Source organism: Mycoplasma bradburyae, from assembly GCF_024338845.1.
GTDB lineage: Bacteria > Bacillota_I > Bacilli_A > Mycoplasmatales > Mycoplasmoidaceae > Mycoplasmoides > Mycoplasmoides bradburyae.
In genome coordinates, this window is sequence record NZ_CP101414.1 from 688,720 (window position 1) to 707,172 (window position 18,453).

The following is an 18,453-nucleotide window of genomic DNA, read 5'->3' on the forward strand; positions in this document are numbered from 1 at the left end:
TTCTTATACCAAGCAACCGCGTTAAACTTTATTATTGTTTATTTATCAATTACCCAGCGAGTCTTTATTCGTGTTATCAATCTTGTTCATAATAATAAACTTAGAAGACATCTTATTGATATTCTTCTTGTTTCTATTATTATCATTGATAATCACTAAACTGTGAAATTGATAGTTTTTTAACATAATTACTAAATCTATTATAACATAAAAACACTAACTATAAGATTTTTATATTTAAGGCTTGTAATTATAACCATATTCAGATAATGGTAATACTAAACCACCCATACGTTCATTTTTAGAAATTAATTCATACCATTCTGTACCTTTATAATTAAAGATTCCATAAGGAGCTACAGAATAGTAAAAATTGGCTCCTTGTTGAATTAGTTTAGCTAAATCTCTTCATTTAATAAAAGCAATTAACCCAGCTCTGAAGATTCTTGCATTATCGCTGTCAAAATCATCTAAAAATCTGGCAGCCACCTCACCAATATTAGACTGCACTGCATTGTTTACATACGGTTTGTTCGATCAAACTGTATGGTTAATTCTTTTAACCTTGCTTACTTTAAGATTTTTTAAATATTTAAAAGTATCTACTGTATGTATCGTGTTAGATCTTAGGGAATTGATATCTAAAAAACTTAAACCATCAGCTCGATTAAAGCTTTGAACTAACGCAACAAGATCAGTAGCGCCGTATTGTTGAACAATAGTCTTAGGAACTTTTTTATTAGTTAAAGTATTTTGTAAAATGTTGAAGTAGTTTTCATTTTTCTTGAAAACAATATCGTTATCTGAAATACTATTTAAATAATAAGGACCTATATAATAAGCGTTATTTAATAATGCTTGGTTGGCATTATTATTCTTATTACTATACCCACCAAAGATATTGGCTATATCAGATCGATTAGTGTCTACTTGGTTGTCGCTATTTAACACAATCTTACCTAGAGTTGAGTTATCCTTATCTTTCTGAGTTGATAGTCTTAAGTTTTTAACACTATCAGCTAAATGAGGACGTGGTCTGAATGCTCCGTTATTAGAAATAAAGATTAATAAATTAAAGTAAGGTTTAGTTAGATAAATATTTAATTTATCATCTTGAGTTTGAGTAAAATCACCGATATCATAATCGTTTGAATTCACTTCAACATCAGGATGTGAAATTGTTTTAGTTAAATCAACATTAGCTTGATTTAGGTAGTTACCATTAGGATTGATACCTAACTTATTAGATAGATGGTAAATTTCCATCCCTCTTTCCCAATCTTTAGCTGATAGTGACCATTGATCTTCACCTTTGTAGTTTTTTCATTTGAAGTTTGTATCAATATCGAATTCATATCTAGTAGCTTTGAATACCGCCGCATTTAGTTTTGGTTCACTGATATCAATATTATAAGAATCATAAAGGACTGCTTTTTCTTCTTCTGATAAAGCGTTTTTATCTTGATCTTTACGCAAGATAACACTTAATAAGTTGTTTTCTTTATCATATAACTTAATTTTTTTAGCAAGCTCAAGTGTTACTATTTGTTTAGCATCAGTAGCTTTAGTAGCTACATCTTCGTATTGAATTGTAGTAAGCCCAGATAAAGTAGTATCAAATCCAAATTCACTAACAGTAAATAGTTGTTCATTAAGTGGAGCTCATCTTCCGTCATTAATAAACGGATTAAATTTAATTGCTGTTCTTAATATCGAGTTATCATCTGGTGCTACTATATCTCTATATTGAATTGAATCAATATAACCTCAACCTGGTTTAATTAAGATGCGATTAAACTCTTCTCGACCTAATGAATGCGTAGGTAAAAACAATAATCTAGAATCTAAAAAGTCAATTAAAAATTTTGAGCGCTCTTCTGAAGGAACTTCATCAGTCGATCCAAATTGTCAATCTGTAAGAATCAATGAAAAATTATTATTATCAAAACTAAATAATGCATTGTTATCTTGTTTTGACTGTTCAAAACTATCAGTAAAATTTTTAAATACTTTATTAGATAATAAGTATTCCTTCAAGTTGTTAGCTACAACAACGAAATATTCTCCCTTTTTATTGATATATTCATCAGTTTTTTTAGTAATCAATACTAAAAAATCATATAAAGGTTTAATTGAATTGTTAAAATATTGCGTTCAGAAATAGACTTCTAAATAAGGAGCTATATGTTGGTATGTTGTAGATCAACGTAATGAGCCTAGAGTAGAATTACCATTCGGGTTTCAGTCGGGAATTGAAATTCTAGCTGATTGTGGATTATTAAAATTAAACTTAATTTTATTATTAGATAGGTTTTCAATAGCATTTTTAAGATTATTTCAATAATCTGATTGCGATAAACTAAAACCCACATCTAATGATTTATAGTTAGCAATAAAAGGTTTGGTGCTAGTTGCTCCATATGAATCTAATGCTTTAAGTCAAGTATCGTAATTAACTTGGATATCTCTTAAACCTGAAGCATCTTTAATAACAAAACTTTTATTTTTATCAATATAAGGACTATCAACTTGCGAGTTTCTAGCACAAGAAGAAACAATAGTTGCGCATAATAAACCGCTAATAGTTAAAAACCTTCTCGTTTTTTTTAATAATTTGTTATTTTTCATTATTCTTAATATCTTCTATTAATTCTAACTAACAAACAGCAGTTTTTGTTAAATAACGCTTTTCTAAAATTTGTAATAAAAAACTTCAAGCTTAACGCTTGAAGTTATATTAGATATAAACTATAAAGCAAAACTATTCAGCAGTTTTTTCTTCTGTTGGTTTAGCTTCTTCTGTTTTAACTTGTTTTTTGTTAAAACCAGTACGATCACGGTTAACTACTGTTCTAGTTTCTTTTTTAACTAATTGTGGAATGTCAATTTCTTCATCCGGTTTGTAAGCAAACTTAGGAGCATTACCATTAGCAATAGCAACAGCATCACCTAATAAGTTAAGTAATAATGTAACCGAACGAATGTTGTAGTTATTAGCTGGAATTGGTAAAGTGATGATATTAGGATCAGAGTTAGTGTTACATAAAGCAATAACTGGAATCTTTAATTTTCTAGCTTCAGTAACTGCATTTTTTTCTTTAACTGGGTCATCAATAACTATAACGTGAGGAAGTCCTTGCATGTCTTTTATACCGCCAAAGAACTTTTCAAGTTTAGCTAATTTTTTCATGATCATGATTTGTTCTTTTTTAGTATATTTAGTCAAATCATTATCACGAGTATGAATCAATTTCTTAAGTTGATTAATTGAATTACCAATAGTTTTAAAGTTAGTTAAAGTACCACCTAATCATCTTTGATTAATGTAGTAAGTATTAGTTCTTTCAGCTATTGATTGAATTAATTCTTGAACGCCTTTAGATTTAGTTCCTACGAATAAAATGTTCTTTTTAGCTTTAGCTGCTTCTGTTAAGTAGTTAAAAGCATCGTGCAATCTTTGATTTAAAATATCAGAGTTAATTAAATCGAATTGTGCACTGAATTGTGACATATTTCTAGGAATAATGTAAGGCTTCATTTTAGGGTTTCATTTACGTTTAGCTACCCCGTTAAAAGCACCAACATCTAAAAGTTTTGTGTGAGTTACTAGAACTTTTTCTGTTGAATTTGCAGGCACTTGTTCTTCTTTATTTTGAACTGTTGATTGTGCAGGTGATTCTTCTGCTTTTACAGCTTGTGCTGATTCAACATTTATATCTTCAAATAAAAACATTTAAAAAAAATGTTCACCTTTCTTAATTAATATTAATTATTATATCTACTTTATATATTTTATTAAATAGACCTAATATATTTTAAACTAAAAATAAAGCTTATACTAAAAATTTCTCGCTTTTTCTTTAATTAGTTCTAAATTAGGATCCAAAATTGTTTTTGGTTCCTTATTTATATAGTCAACTTTAGTGCCACAAACTTTAATGAAATCAACTTTTGCTCCAATAAATTCGAAAGCTCCTTTAAGCATAGCTGATACATCACCAAAAGCGTATCAACCTTCAGGAGCTCCTTGAGTATTGATGATCATTACTTTTAAATGATCCATTAAACCAACTGATCCGCCTTTTTTTGAATATTTGTAACTAAATGTTTTATTAGCAACAAAAACTTTATCAATTCAATTTTTTAAAGTTGCTGGATAGTTAAAATTCGTCATAGGAGCAACTATTACTAATTTATCAACATTTTTAATTTGTTCAATTAAAGGATCTACATTTTCGTTTTTAAAGTATTCGCTAAAATTTTTAGAAGTTAATGTATCGCTAGCTTTTTCTTCTTCATTAAGATCTAATCATTCAATTGAATCAGAAGGATTTAATTTAGCATATTCGGTTTCAAAAGCTTTAGCTATTTGATAAGAAAAACTCGCATCATTGGCGATCGGCGAAGAATTAATAAATAGTATTTTACTCATAATTTGTTTAATTAATATCTCTAAATAATATGTATGTAAGAATATCTAAATTATACGACTATTATAATAATAGTTGCTCAGTTTGCTTTATCGCAATCTACTAATTAATTTATATGTTTATTACTGTGCTTGTTTAATTCCTTTGATTCATCTAATTCAAAATTATCTAAATGTTTATGTAGTCATTCTTGGATAGCATACAATCTACCGATTCTGCAATACGGCGTTCCATTTCTTGATAGACCATGAGAGTTATTTTTAAATAGTAATAATTTCGTATCAACATTATTAGCTAATAAGTTTGTATAAAGACCGTATGCTTGATCAATAGGGCAACGATAGTCATTAAGTGAATGAATAATTAATGTTGGAGTTTTTACATTTTTTATAAATGTTGAAGGACTTTGTTTTTTAACTAGTTCTTCGTTATATTGACCCTTACATATTTGGTCATTTGGAAAGTCTAACGCAATGTCAGAATTATAGAACATTGTTTGCCAGTCATATATACTTCTTTGAGTGATTGCGACTTTAAATTTATTTGTATGCGAAATCATTCAATTAGTCATAAAACCACCATAACTACCACCCATAACAGCTACATTGTTTTTATCAACATTTTTAGAATATTTTTCTTTAAATTCTTCGGTAAATTTAATTAAATCTTCATAATCAACAGTTCCATATTTCGATCTAATATCACTAAACTTTTCACCGTAACCATCAGATCCTCTAGGATTCATAAAAATTACAAATGCATTACAAGATGAAAGCATTCTCATTTCATGTTGGAATGATGTTGAATATGCAGTTTTCGGACCTCCGTGAATTTGTAAAACTACCGGATATTTTTTATTTGTATCAAATTTTTCAGGGTAAATCACATAACCTATATGTTTATAAGAATCGTTTTCAAATTCAAATGTCTCAATAGGTCTAAGTTTTTTGTAACTATTATTTATTTCTTGGTTATGATTAGTTAATCGATTTAATTCATTAGTCTTTGGGTTATAAAAATACAACTCATTAATTTCGTTTCATGTGATGTAATTTAATAAAAATTTTTCATCATTAATTTTCAAAAAACTTAAGATATTACCGGATAAATTCGATATTTTTGATATTTCTTTATTACTTATTTTAAATATTTCTTGTTTATCTTTATATGTCGATATTTTATAAACATCTTTATCGACATGACTAAGTTTTTTAATACCATAAGTATGATCAACATTTACAGAATCTCAAAAAGAAATATCGTATTTACTTTCAATTCTAGTCAATTCGCCTTTATTATCTAAGTTATACCAATCCCCATTTTGATTCATCCCTATTCTAGAATAATCATTAATGCTAACAATTAAACGGTTTTTATCGGTTAAATAAAAATCATAAATAGTCTTTTTATCTTCAATTCTAATTAGATATTTTTTTGCATTATTTAATAGATTAAACCATTTTAGACCACTGTATCGACTATTTATTTGATCCTTATTGTATTCTTGATAAGAATAATAAAGATTTGAATCATTTAGATAAAAATCTGTTACCATTTCATTTTTATCTGATAATTCCACTATCGTTTTATCTTTTAAGTTATATTTAACTAATTTGATTTCTTGGTTATGACAAAAATCACTAGAACCATCAGAGTAAAATGGAATTCTTCTTATGACTTCATATTTATCATTAACATTAGTTCTAATTAGCATTAGATAAGTATCTTTATCAAGAACTTTAATCTTATTAATTTCCGTATTCTCTAATTTCAAGAAATTAATAATCTTGTTTTTCTTGTAATCGTATACAAAAAACTTATCTTTCTTTTGAAGCAATAATTCTTCATCATTAAGTTTATTGACTATTGTATAGTTATCAAGAATTTTGCATCTTTTAGGTTTTTTATCGGTTAAATTAATAACTCATACTTTTTTATCGTATTTATCCTTACTTAAATTAAATTTATTAATTTGATAAAATATTATACTTAACTTATCCAAATATATTTCATTGTTAATAAATTGGTATTTAGATAGATCATTTATTTTTACATTCATGTTGCTGATGAAATAATTTATTAGTTTAATTACTTAATAATTATGTTGAATTTTTTTAATAAGACAATAAAAAGAATTATTTATAGCATTGGTTTAATTTTTATTCTAGTACTTGGAGGAGTGGGTACTGCAGGATATATATTTAAGGAACAGATATCACAATTTTACGAAGGATTTCAAGATCGTAATAATGGTTTATTAAGTCAAGCAAAGGATGTTTTAAATAGAGTAAATGAAATTGTTACCAATCAGGATATTTTAACTATTCCTATGAAAATTAACAATACTGTTGATACAGTTGGCGGTGGTTTAAATAACTTTAAAGGAATAATTGATGAGACTAAACATAATATAGCTAATGTCGATACATCTATCGATGAAATCAGAAATAAACTTAAGAAATACGAAAATGTTTTTACATTAACTAATAGTAGATCTGATTATGACGAAACTATGATGAAATTGAATGAATTTCAAAGAATAGCGAGAAATTTATCTGATACAGTAATTCCTGAATCAAATAAAATATTAAGCAATGTAGAATCAGGTTTTGATGAAGCTAAACGATTGGCTAAAGTTATCGATATTTCTGAATTAGCAGAAGAAGTATCTAAAACCATTACTCCAATAACTAACATCGTTGATAAATTAGTAATTCTGAATAAAGAGGCTACCGCCGAAAAATTTACGCATTATTTAAATCTTGTTTCTCTTAGTTTAATGGGTGTTAGCGGCGGCTTATTAGCTCTAAGTATCTTAAGTTTAATACTAAGATCTATGTTCTATAAATCTATTAAAGGTTATGTAGTTAAACGATCTAGAGCTGTAGATCAACTATCTGACTTCTTTTCAGAAGCTTGCAGAATATACCCTGAACTTAAATCTGAATTAGGTATAGATGAAGAATAGAATAACTATCAACAACTCAAAAACAAAATATGAATTTAAAAAAAATAAAAATCGCATCATCTATATTGTTGTTAATGACTCCACTAATTTTAGGTTCTTGCAATAAACCAAGTAATTCATCTGTTATTGGTAAAAAGAAAGATAATAAGAATCCTAGCGATTCTTCTGAGTCTAAATCAGAAACGAAAAAGGAAACATATAAATTCGAAGCGACAGGTTCATACGGAAAGATTAATCTCAAAAAATTAGAATTAACTCTGCAAAGCAAATTTACTGATGTAAATAATATAAAAAATGCTTTACCCCCTCGATCTGGTCAAATTGTACCATCACCTTTTAATTACCTAGAAGCTTTTAAAGGTAACAAAAATAAATTAACTAATAGTGCATTTTTTGATGATGGTGGTTTTGTTGTTATTCAGCTAACAGAAAATGATCTAAAAAATTTTATAAACAATGTAAAAATAAATGATAAAGACTTATTTCTTTTTAAAGATTCTTTAGGTCTTAATAAAGATGTTTATAACTATAGAGTAGGTCTTAGTGAAAACGATACCAATGATTTAAGATGAGGTATAAGAGGCGTTGAAGTAGATGAAGTTAATAAAAATGTCGCGTTCTATTTAAATATCAGTTATGGTTTTAACTTTATAAGCGGAACACCTCACACAATATGAACACAAAATATTGGTGTATTCACTCTTAAAAACGCTTTTTAATTAGAATATGATTAAAAATAGCCTTTATAGGCTATTTTTCTTTTCTTCATTTTAATCAATAATCATTCATTAGTTTTTCGTTGTAATTATGATCTTGTTGATCATAGTATTTTTTGTTTCGAACTTCTCTAGGTAAATAATCCTGATCTACTCAGTGATTTTTATAATTGTGAGGGTTTTTGTATTTTTGAAAATTATATAAAGGGTTAGAAGTATCAAATGCATTCTTTTTAATATGCCAAGGAACGTCATGAGCTTCACCACCAAATACATCTATTAACGCATTAGATATTGATTCGTAAGCACTACTAGATTTTTCTGATAGAGCCATTTCAATAACGATACTACTTAGTATTTGATTAGCCTCTGGAAAACCTACTTCTTTAGCCGCTTGAGTTGCTATATAAACTCTAGAGCATAATTCTGGATTAGCTAGTCCAATATCTTCGTAAGCACATGCAATTAATCTTCTTGATATTGTTGTTAAATCTTTAGTTGCTATTAATTGCGCAAGATAATAGACAGCGGCATCAGGATCAGATCCTCTTATTGATTTTTGTAAAGCAGATTTTAAATCATGAAATTTATCTCCATAAGAAGATAATGAAAGATTATTATCAATCACATTTTTTAAAATATCATCGGTAATTTCGATATTTTTATAATATGTATTCAATAATTCTATGATGTTAATCCCTTTTCTTAAATCACCACTTACAATATGCGATATCTTATAAAGAATATCATCGTTTATATTGGTTATATTTTTATTTTTAATAATCTTTTTATAACCTTCAAAAAGTTCTGTGCTAGTCGGATTAGTTAATCTAATTGTATGAACTCTGGAACGAATAGCCGGATTGATACTGAAATATGGATTTTCGGTTGTTATACCGAATAAATTAAACAACTTAGCATCCAATCCTTTAATTAATATATCTTGTTTATCTCTATGTAATCGATGAATCTCATCGATAATGATGACACATTTATCAAATTGTCTAGATTTATCGATGAATTCTTTCAATTCTGTTAAGCTATCACTAGCAGAATTGAATTTATAACTTGGTAAATTCATCTCTTCTATTAATAGATTACAAAGTGTAGTTTTACCTATTCCTGGTTCACCAGTTACTAATAAAGAGTATGGTTTCTTAAGTTCAACCATTCTCTTTAATAATCCGTATTCATGAAATAAATGTTTTTGCCCTATTAAATCATCTATTGATTTAGGAGAATAAAACGGTTCTTTATTTTTGTTTGATACAAAAAGCATATAAATTAGAACTCTTTAAATTATATTTATCAGCTAAATATTTACAAGCATCTTTAGGGCGCATATTATATTTAATTAAAAGGTTTAATTCTTCAATAATTGATTCATTTATTTCGCAATGATTTTTATTAATAGATGGTTTGTTGATTAATAAAACAAATTCACCTTTATATTCAATTTTACCGATAATTTCGCTAATTTTTCCGAAATAGAATGTCTCAAATTTTTTAGTTAATTCTCTAGCTACACAAACTTCTAAATCAGGAAAGCTTTCTTCTATTATTTCTAATGTACTTTTGATTCGATGAACTGCTTCATAATAAATTAAAGTAGATTGATATTTTAACCTTTCATTAAGTTCGTTAATAATTTCCTGTTTTTTATAACCGAAAAATCCGCCATAATAAAATCTTGAACTATCAAACCCGCTAGCAGCTAATGCGCATAAAGCGGCATTAGATCCATTAATACATATGATATCGTTATAATTATTATTTCTTAGATAATTAACTAATTTTTGACCAGGGTCGTTAATGCAAGGAAAACCAGCGTCGCTTACAATACCTACATCATTATTTTTTAGATATTCACTAACTTCATCAAATCTAGATGTCTCATTAAACTTGTGATAGCTGATTATTTTTTTATCAGCGAAATTAATATTTAACAGATTAAGTATTTTTTTTAAATTATCCGTGTGCTCAGAAAAAATAATTTGCAAATCATTTAAAACCGATATTGCTCTATTATTAATTTCATTAAGATTCCCTATCGGTAATCCGATTAAATACAATGCCATATCTTAATTTTAATTATTTAAAATTAAATTGATAAAATCAATATGTTGCTTAAAACAAAGCATTAATGAAAAAATATATTGACAATAATTCGCTATCTAATTACAAATTCAATATTAACGGCTTAAGAGCAATAATATTTATTGGAGTTGTTAGCTCCTTAGCTTCAATTGGATTTTTAGTGATTGGCGGCCAACTATCAGTTGGTTTTAAAATTTTTTTGAACCTAATATGATTTCCTTTTATAGGATTAGGATATTGCGTATCAGCTATCGCGTTAGGATTTAATATATATACAGATAAGCATTTAACTTTTAAGCAATATATTTATAAAAATAAACTTTTTTATTTTTATTTTTATATTGCTGCTTTTATAATTATTTTGATATTTGTAATAACTTTAGTAATTTTACAAAATAAGAATGATAAGTTATTAGAACTAGGAATAACTGCTCTTAAAGAAATTGAAAAAGATCAAGTTATAGGATGGGGTACTGATCCTTATAAATGATATGGTTACATTTTCTTGTATACATTATTTCCGACTCAAAACTATAACATTATCGGAACCTCTTTTATTGTATCTTTATTTTGATTTAATTTATTCGGTTTTTTAATCATTAATTTTTTGAATAAGAGTGGTTTTGCTGCTAATACATTATTGATTGTAACCCTTATCTCTTACTGTTTTTTTACGCACATTTCTAGCCTGATAGCCAATGAATTTCCAACTATAGGAATGGATAATCCTTGGTTATCTAAAATACATAGATATAGTTCATTTATTAATACGATCTCTTTATTTTATTTTGGATTGTATATGAGGAAATATATGAGAATTTGAAAGTTTAAATTCTCGGTTTTGATGTTATCTATTTTAACTGCTATTGCTATAGTTGCTCAAACTATTTTAGATTTTAAAACCAATCGAATAAATAAATACAATTTCGCTTTAGCTAGCGGATATGCTTCGCCTTTAATATTTTTATTGTCATGATTATGAATTAATAGCTGTGTAGGATTTAATCTAGAAAGTAAAACAACTAAAAATAAATTTATTAATTCATTTAATAAATTTAGCAAACATATTGGTTTTTGTTACCCTTTATGATTTCAGTTAGCTGGATGAACTTCAAGGTTTATATATGGTTATTTAATATTACATATAATTTTTGGTATCGATGTTGAACCTGCTTGATATCCATTAACATTATTAAGATTCGCAACGAATCAGGACACGAATAATATATTGTTTAGTTTTTTAATTATCTTTAATGTAATAGTTATTCCATTTATGTATTATTTACCAGCTAAATATTTATTAAAAGCATTAAATAAAATTGATACATATATTCAAAATAAAAGAAAGAATAAAATAAGTTTATAAGTATAAAAAAATTACCCTATTTACCAAGGAATCTAAAAATTAGAATCATTGTGTTAATAAGGTAATTTTTTTATTTAATGGTAATAGTATCTTCGAAAACAATTCTACCAGATAAAGTATTAAATACAGGACATGTTTTATGTGCATATTTAATAATTTCTTTGAATTCTTCTAGAGTTTTATTTGATTTAACAATTCAGTGAATTGATAACTTTCTAAGACCGTAGTATTCATCAGCCGGTTCAGGATCTCTTCAAGCTTTAACTTCCATTTCTAATTCTTGAAGTTCTAAACCAAATAATTTAGGACCGTAATAATTGATTACACTAATTTCACATCCACATAAACCGTTAAGAAGCGCTTCTAATGGAGTCATCCCTTTGGTTGTTGTAGCATCCATTAAGATTTCGTGTTTAGAAGTCATTCCTGTAACTGTTTTATCTGAGTTTAATTTTGCTTTTATTTCGTAATTTTTTGTTGCCATAATAAACAAGTATTACATAATAAAAAAATAACAGTGTTAAGAGACACTGTTATATAGATTTTATTTTTAAAAACTATGCTAAAAGATCTAGTTTTCTTAATGTTCTGATCGTTCTAGCTGAAACCTTAACAGATAGCACACCACGATCAGTTTTTACTTTAACTTTTTGCAAGTTTAAGTTTCAACGACGCTTGGTAATGTTTAGGGCGTGAGAACGATTATTTCCCGCTAAAGGACCAAGCCCGGTTAGATCATCTCTACGAGCCATATTTTGTTTTAATTATTTACTATACCTGTATATTTTAACATATTAACAATAACTTTTAAAATATTTTAAAATCTTGTTATGCTTAAAATATTGTCTATTAATCAAATTGATCATAAGATCATTAATAAGATCAAAGCTTTAATCTTTGATAAATTCAATTTAAACAAGAATATTATCCCTTTTTTATTAAAACAAAAAGTTGAGAAACTATTTATTAGTTGAGCTTTAATGAGAGCTACAAAAATTATTATTGATGAGCAATCAAATAGTTATCTTATTTATTCAGATAACTCTGAAAATATTAATAAGAAATACCAACAAGACTATATCGAAACAATGAACACTTTTGAAAATCTAGATAATGACGAAAATAAGGGTTCATTAAAATCGATTATTCAAAGGTTTAAGAACTTGTTATTAAAATACGAAACATTGATTTTAAACGATGAAGTTCAAAATGATATAAGAGGCTTTGATCAGATATTATTATTACTTGCAAATGATAATAAATTCTTGTCCAATGCAAAAGCATTAATAGACAACAACAAAGAACTATTTGGATTTAGCGCATCACACATTAATTATTCAGATTATGAAGATAATGGTATGTACCAAATCATTAAAACTCCTTTTGTTGTAAATAATATACAAATAAAAGATTTCAACACAAAGGATGTTGAAATCTTCTTATATTCTTCTAAACAAGCTATTGATTAATTTTTAGCTAATACTTGATAATTCTCTTTCTAATGTTTCTCTAGAACTATCTGAATCTTCGTTGTTTTTATTCAAACTTTCAGTTCCATCCGGATTAGATAAATCAATCATATCCAAATCATTAGGATCTTTAGGTTGAGATTTATCTTCTTTGATAGTTTCATCTGTACCTGAAATACCATTCCCTAAATCTATACTTTTAAGTTCGTATTTCAATAAAACGCCATCTAAACGTGATAATCTATCAAATTTAGAAAACCCTTCTTTTTCATAAGTGCAGTCACCAGAATGGGCTAGAATTGCGTGTTTGATTCATTCAAATTCTTTAAAGTTAGGTTTTCTATCCTTGTTAGCAAAACGATAAACATTTCAATTAATATCAGGTCTGCCATCAGCTCCTGTGCCGTTACTTGGAGAAAAATCATAACTTAAAAGCATGAAATGCTGATCGTCTAATAAGAAATAGTAAGTTAAGAATGAATCAGTAACTTCAAGAGGAATTCTTGCATCTTCTATGTATTTTTCGTTAGCAAAATTAAGATCGTTTTTAAGATCACTTTCACTGTCTACAAATTCTTTTTTTCTTTCATAGAAATCATCTGATAATTTTACACCTTTACAGCGACTAGCTTTATCAAATATTTCTGTATCTACTTTGGTATAACCTCAAGTTAATGTTTTTAAATTAGATAAGAAATAATATCATTTTTCCCGCATTTTAGACAAAATTATTTCTCGATTAGCATGGAAAAATTTTAAGTTATTTTTAAATTCTTCTAATCATTCCTTAGAGGGTTCTTGTCGTTTTTTTCAGTCACTGATAAAAATGTCGTCCTTATCAGTAAAAATCTTTGGTAAGAATAAATCAATTGGATTGCTTTCACTTTTTAAGTTAGGCATGCCATTCAATAATAAATCTTTTCGTTCTTTCGGAATAGAAAGATTACCGCAGCTAGATAAAAACACACTAACTAACGAAAAACCTGCTAATACATTACTTATTCTCTTAATTGTTTTGTTTTTCATATTCTTTTAGCTTGCTTATATAAAATTCTTCTAAGTCTTGTTTGTCAGTTTCACCAGAATAGATCAAATGACCTTTTTCAATTATTGTAACAGAATCAGCGTATTTTGACATTTCAGATAAATTATGGGTACTTATAAAGATCGTTTTTTTATTTTTAACTAAATCAGATAATATTTCCAACAATTCTTTTCTAGCTAATGGATCTAAGTTTGTTGTCGGCTCATCCATGATGATTACTTGTGATTCATCAATCAAACATTGAGCTAACATTATTTTTTTCTTTTGACCACTTGATAAATTGTTTGGATTTTTGTTTAATAAATGTTCGATATTTAAATCTTTAGCAACCTTATTTTTGCGTTGTTTAGCTTCTTCTTTTGAGTATCCAGACAATAATGCAAAACCATATAAGAACTTATCAACATTAAAATTCGTCGGAAAAATTGATGTTTCTGGAATATAACCAATTAATTTTTTAGCGTAAATAGAGTTATTAAGATGACCATTAATTAAGATAGATCCATCAAATTCAACATTAGCATTAATAATCGATTTTATAGTAGTTGTTTTACCAGAACCATTTGAACCGATGAAGCAATGAAATTGACCTGGCTGAACTTGGAATGATATATTATTAACCGCTAAAAAATCACCTTTATATTTTTTAGTAAAGTTCTTTACTTCAATAATTGGATTCATATTATTTAAACTCTCTTCTTCTGTATGTAAAATATACACTTGTTATTAAAATCAGATTTAACGCTACTCAAAATAAGTATAGTCCGTATGCAGGCACCGCATCTTTTATTCTTTTAACTGAATAAAAATCTTTAACCTTAATAAATAGATTTTTATCCTTAACTGGATCTAATTGCATTCTTGCAACTTGAATAACGGTTGTTGAGTCATTATTTGGATCAGCGTCAGGATTATTAATCGTTCTTAATATTGGTCTAAAATCTGAATAACCACCAATGAAGTATTTATCACCGTTAATTAGTGTTACTTTTATTTGTTCACCTAAATATTTTTTAGCATCTTCAAGCAATGGTGAATTATTAGCGCCATTTTCTAAGAAGAATAGTTGGTATGCAAATAAAGTGTATAAATAAATTTGTTTTTCAAGATCGTTTAATTTATTAAATTTAACATTTAATGGATCATTATATTTTTTTAATAATTCCGGTAAATTTGCATGAATATCACTTAATAATTTCTCAAAATTACCATCATTATTTTTTGTAATAACTTCTTGAAAGAAATTAATATTGTTTTTGTTTTTTAAACCTTCTTCAATGACATCTCATTTAATTCTTCCGGCATAATTATCGATAGTTGAGAATCCAAATGTATCTTGCGGAAGTAGTGTTTCAGCATTAGCATTTTCTCAAGCATAAATAATTTCATTATCAGTTGTTAATGGTAAGTTAGGTACTAAGTAACCACCTTCAACTCCAGTTGATAAATCTTTATTTTCTTCTAATTCATAGCTATATCTTAAGTTATCGTTTTGAGAATAATAAACAGTGTCGTTTAATAATGAAGATTTATAAATTGAACGAGTGTTTAAGAAATCTCCACCATTTTCAGAAAAAGCTAAACCAAATTGTAAAGGAACATTTAATCAACTCATAAATCGAAAGATGATTGAATTATCTTTAGCGTCTAAGTAATTTAATTTAATAGCATCTTTTTCAGCTCCAATGAATCCTTTTCTTTCGTTTTTTGGAACAATAAAGATTTCATCATTAGTATTTTTAGTCGAAAAGTTATAGAACGGAATTAACTTTTGACTGTTAAACATATTTGTTGAAAAAGAGTTAATTGCTGTATCTGAAAAATAACCACTCATATTACCTAATAAAAATAAAGGTAAAAATAAACTCGGCATTAAGAAGTAAGCTATTCTACGATTTAATTTAATTGAAATTAAAGCGGTTATAAAACCAAAAGTTATAAAACAAAAAAAGCTTACAAAAAATGAACTAACAATTAAAGAATTATAAAAAAATTGCGGTAAAAATGAAGTATTTCGTGATCCTAATAAACCAATATTAAAAGCAACAAAACTAATAATTGAGCTAATGAAACCGATAATAAATAAGTATCCTATTTTTGATAAAATATTAACTTTTCTAGATATTGGTTTTGAAGATAATAATAACTCTACACCTTCTGATTCCATTGATTTAAAAATGGTAATCGCGCTGTTTGTACTATAGAAAACATTAAATAATAATGTTGATAAAATAGGTGCTATTAAAACTGTTTTAAACAGTTCAGCATTATTAACAAGACTTAATACTAATCCTGATATTAAGATAACAATAAAACCGATAATTGGAATTATGTACATCGATTTCTTAGATCATATAAATAGATTTAAGAAACGATAAAAAGTTTTGTATTGATTTTGCATATTATTTAACAATAAAATTTAGATTATAAGGCACTGCATCTCCGTTTTGCGCTTCATAGAAACTTGAAGATGATTTATATTTAGTTGAAATAGCATCAAGGTTGCTATCTACTTTGTAAAAGTTTTTAGCGTATTCAGCTATACTAAAATCTTTTATTTTTTTAGTTTGGATAAATTCTGGTGTTGTGATTCTTGAATTTAGATATACACCTTTAAAATCTTTTAAATGATTAACTGATAAAGAAACGATTGTATCGTTATTCATTCTTAGATAAAATAAGACTCTATAATAAGGTCAATTTTGATATTTATAGATTCCTTTATCATCTTTTTCAGGTGGTGGAACTTTTGAAAAAGATCCATATTCAGTTTCTAAAGCAGGAATTTCATTAGTTGCGTAATCTTTAATTTTATTACTATCTGCTTGAAGAATTCATTTTAATTTAGCTGAGTATTTTCTATTAAATTCATCACTACTATTAATTAATGCCGGTGAAGATCCTAGAAATTGCAATTTATGATAGTTGTATAAAAAGAATAATCAATTATCATTAATTAATTTAATGAATTTTCTTCTTCCAGTAATAAAATCTTCGGGCGTATCAGCAAATGGATTAGAGTAGATTCTAACAACGCTTAAATTATAGTAAGCTAAAGTGTTTTGAAATTCTTCGAATATTTCATTAGATTTTGTATCTAACTGTTCTTGAATATAAGTATTTTTAGAATCTACATCTTCTTGGTAAACTTGATTTAATATTTCTTGTATCGCTGTTTGTTTAATATATTCATCTTTTGATAAAACTAATTGATTATCTTTAGCTGTTGATTGGGTTTTTAAAATATCAGAATTTTCGCGATTTAAATTAACACAAGATGTAGATAATGTTGATGCTAGCACACCTATTGATAATAATTTAGAGAGTCATCCTAAGCGCATAACTAATTGCTACTCCATATTTTTCATTTCATTTTTGAATCTTTTCAGTAGTAGGTTCTTCCATATTCATATATTCATAGAATTCTTGAATATCTACATCGACATTTTCATTTTTATCATTCTTAACCATATGGATTAGTGGCATAATGTAGTACTTATCACCCACATTTTTTATCGATGCTATCGAATAATCAGCAAATTTAAAGAAGTGATAATTGTTTATTTCTTTGTAATCAATAATTTGATTAGTTTTAGGAACATAAAAAACATCAATACCTTTTTCCTTGTGATAAGTTTTTAAAAAACTCATTTCATAAAAATATCCTTCAATATCTTTATTGAATTTATCATTACCATCTAAATAACCAACAAATTTAAATTTATTGTAGTTCGTTAAGAAAGTATAAAAATCACTTTTAATAAATCTGAAGATTTGAACAGTTGCATCTTGAATATCTAGTGATACTCCTCTGATAAATCCAACATCTTCAATAGACCTACCGTAAGCATAATCTGAATCAGTCGCTATATTAAATCCGTTATACAATCTTAGATAAACATCTAATGATTTTATTATTGATTCTTCTGATTTTTTTTGTGCTTCAATATATTTATTAACTACATCCTGAGTTTTATACATTTTTAATAAAAACTCGTTTAGTAATTGATTTGTTTTTTCTTGCTCTTTTTCTTCTGATGTCGCTTGTTTTAATAGATAGTTAGAACCATTAGCTATATTAGAACAAGAGCTTAATGGAACGATCAAAGCAGAAGAAGCCAATACTATTTTTTTAAACATAATTTATAAAAATTATAAATTAATTTATATTATTTGTAAATAACAAATCTTAGCTTTTTTATAATTTTTTTAAATAATTTTTACCCATTTTGTAACTGCTTTATTTTTAAATTTAAATCAATACAAATATTTGATTTTTGATGAAATATTATTATATTTGTATTAGATTTATTTGATCGTAATGTTTTGTATATAAAAAAATAAACCGCTATTATGCGGTTT

The 18,453-nt window shown here is 26.6% G+C and carries 17 protein-coding genes; 4 read left to right on the forward strand and 13 right to left on the reverse strand.

Annotation, left to right across the window (positions count from 1 at the left end):
- Positions 1 to 237 precede the first annotated feature (237 nt).
- The 4 genes from NMG68_RS02700 to NMG68_RS02715 form a co-directional block, all read right to left on the reverse strand.
- On the reverse strand, positions 238 to 2,628 hold the full coding sequence (locus NMG68_RS02700) for an MG321/MPN456 family lipoprotein (protein WP_255034426.1): 2,391 nt from the start codon (positions 2,626 to 2,628) through the stop codon (positions 238 to 240).
- A 133-nt stretch (positions 2,629 to 2,761) separates the two neighbouring features.
- Positions 2,762 to 3,733: a 30S ribosomal protein S2 gene (gene rpsB / locus NMG68_RS02705; RefSeq protein ID WP_255034428.1), complete on the reverse strand. Its 972-nt coding sequence runs from the start codon at positions 3,731 to 3,733 to the stop codon at positions 2,762 to 2,764.
- Between the two features lie 105 nt (positions 3,734 to 3,838).
- Positions 3,839 to 4,432: an FMN-dependent NADH-azoreductase gene (locus tag NMG68_RS02710; RefSeq protein WP_255034429.1), complete on the reverse strand. Its 594-nt coding sequence runs from the start codon at positions 4,430 to 4,432 to the stop codon at positions 3,839 to 3,841.
- Between the two features lie 104 nt (positions 4,433 to 4,536).
- The gene (locus tag NMG68_RS02715) at positions 4,537 to 6,489 is read right to left on the reverse strand and encodes an alpha/beta hydrolase family protein (RefSeq protein WP_255034430.1); all 1,953 of its coding nucleotides are present in this window, start codon (positions 6,487 to 6,489) and stop codon (positions 4,537 to 4,539) included.
- A 42-nt stretch (positions 6,490 to 6,531) separates the two neighbouring features.
- Here NMG68_RS02715 and NMG68_RS02720 point away from each other — a divergent pair, with 42 nt between their 5' ends.
- Together NMG68_RS02720 and NMG68_RS02725 are read left to right on the forward strand one after the other, a co-directional pair.
- Complete coding sequence (locus NMG68_RS02720; protein ID WP_255034431.1) at positions 6,532 to 7,398, forward strand: MG_279/MG_280 family protein; 867 nt, start codon at positions 6,532 to 6,534, stop codon at positions 7,396 to 7,398.
- 29 nt (positions 7,399 to 7,427) lie between these two features.
- On the forward strand, positions 7,428 to 8,117 hold the full coding sequence (locus NMG68_RS02725) for a hypothetical protein (protein ID WP_255034432.1): 690 nt from the start codon (positions 7,428 to 7,430) through the stop codon (positions 8,115 to 8,117).
- 31 nt (positions 8,118 to 8,148) lie between these two features.
- Here NMG68_RS02725 and NMG68_RS02730 read toward each other — a convergent pair whose 3' ends face one another.
- Positions 8,149 to 9,393 carry an AAA family ATPase gene (locus tag NMG68_RS02730; protein ID WP_255034433.1) on the reverse strand — a complete coding sequence of 415 codons (1,245 nt, stop codon included), beginning with the start codon at positions 9,391 to 9,393 and terminating at the stop codon, positions 8,149 to 8,151.
- Positions 9,368 to 10,192: a 16S rRNA (cytidine(1402)-2'-O)-methyltransferase gene (gene rsmI / locus NMG68_RS02735; RefSeq protein WP_255034434.1), complete on the reverse strand. Its 825-nt coding sequence runs from the start codon at positions 10,190 to 10,192 to the stop codon at positions 9,368 to 9,370. Before rsmI ends, NMG68_RS02730 begins: the two co-directional genes overlap by 26 nt.
- A gap of 65 nt (positions 10,193 to 10,257) precedes the next feature.
- Here rsmI and NMG68_RS02740 point away from each other — a divergent pair, with 65 nt between their 5' ends.
- Positions 10,258 to 11,577 carry a hypothetical protein gene (locus NMG68_RS02740; protein ID WP_255034435.1) on the forward strand — a complete coding sequence of 440 codons (1,320 nt, stop codon included), beginning with the start codon at positions 10,258 to 10,260 and terminating at the stop codon, positions 11,575 to 11,577.
- A gap of 70 nt (positions 11,578 to 11,647) precedes the next feature.
- Here NMG68_RS02740 and NMG68_RS02745 read toward each other — a convergent pair whose 3' ends face one another.
- Together NMG68_RS02745 and rpmB are read right to left on the reverse strand one after the other, a co-directional pair.
- Positions 11,648 to 12,061, reverse strand: a complete 414-nt coding sequence (locus tag NMG68_RS02745; RefSeq protein WP_255034436.1) for an OsmC family protein — start codon at positions 12,059 to 12,061, stop codon at positions 11,648 to 11,650.
- Between the two features lie 73 nt (positions 12,062 to 12,134).
- A complete protein-coding gene (rpmB, locus tag NMG68_RS02750) occupies positions 12,135 to 12,329 on the reverse strand; it encodes a 50S ribosomal protein L28 (RefSeq protein ID WP_255034437.1) in 195 nt (64 codons plus the stop codon).
- 78 nt (positions 12,330 to 12,407) lie between these two features.
- Here rpmB and NMG68_RS02755 point away from each other — a divergent pair, with 78 nt between their 5' ends.
- Complete coding sequence (locus tag NMG68_RS02755; protein ID WP_255034438.1) at positions 12,408 to 13,046, forward strand: hypothetical protein; 639 nt, start codon at positions 12,408 to 12,410, stop codon at positions 13,044 to 13,046.
- Positions 13,047 to 13,049: 3 nt separating this feature from the next.
- Here NMG68_RS02755 and NMG68_RS02760 read toward each other — a convergent pair whose 3' ends face one another.
- The 5 genes from NMG68_RS02760 to NMG68_RS02780 are packed head-to-tail and all read right to left on the reverse strand — an operon-like array spanning position 13,050 to position 18,231.
- Entirely contained in the window at positions 13,050 to 14,072 is a 1,023-nt protein-coding gene (locus NMG68_RS02760; protein ID WP_255034439.1) for a hypothetical protein, read from the reverse strand.
- On the reverse strand, positions 14,053 to 14,772 hold the full coding sequence (locus NMG68_RS02765; RefSeq protein WP_255034440.1) for an ABC transporter ATP-binding protein: 720 nt from the start codon (positions 14,770 to 14,772) through the stop codon (positions 14,053 to 14,055). The genes NMG68_RS02760 and NMG68_RS02765 overlap by 20 nt, the downstream gene beginning before the upstream one ends.
- A 1-nt stretch (position 14,773) precedes the next feature.
- The gene (locus NMG68_RS02770; protein WP_255034441.1) at positions 14,774 to 16,492 is read right to left on the reverse strand and encodes a hypothetical protein; all 1,719 of its coding nucleotides are present in this window, start codon (positions 16,490 to 16,492) and stop codon (positions 14,774 to 14,776) included.
- 1 nt (position 16,493) lies between these two features.
- Positions 16,494 to 17,432 (reverse strand): aromatic motif membrane protein, encoded by a 939-nt coding sequence (locus tag NMG68_RS02775; protein ID WP_255034442.1) that lies wholly within the window; start codon positions 17,430 to 17,432, stop codon positions 16,494 to 16,496.
- Positions 17,410 to 18,231 (reverse strand): aromatic motif membrane protein, encoded by an 822-nt coding sequence (locus tag NMG68_RS02780; protein ID WP_255034443.1) that lies wholly within the window; start codon positions 18,229 to 18,231, stop codon positions 17,410 to 17,412. The genes NMG68_RS02775 and NMG68_RS02780 overlap by 23 nt, the downstream gene beginning before the upstream one ends.
- Positions 18,232 to 18,453: the final 222 nt, after the last annotated feature.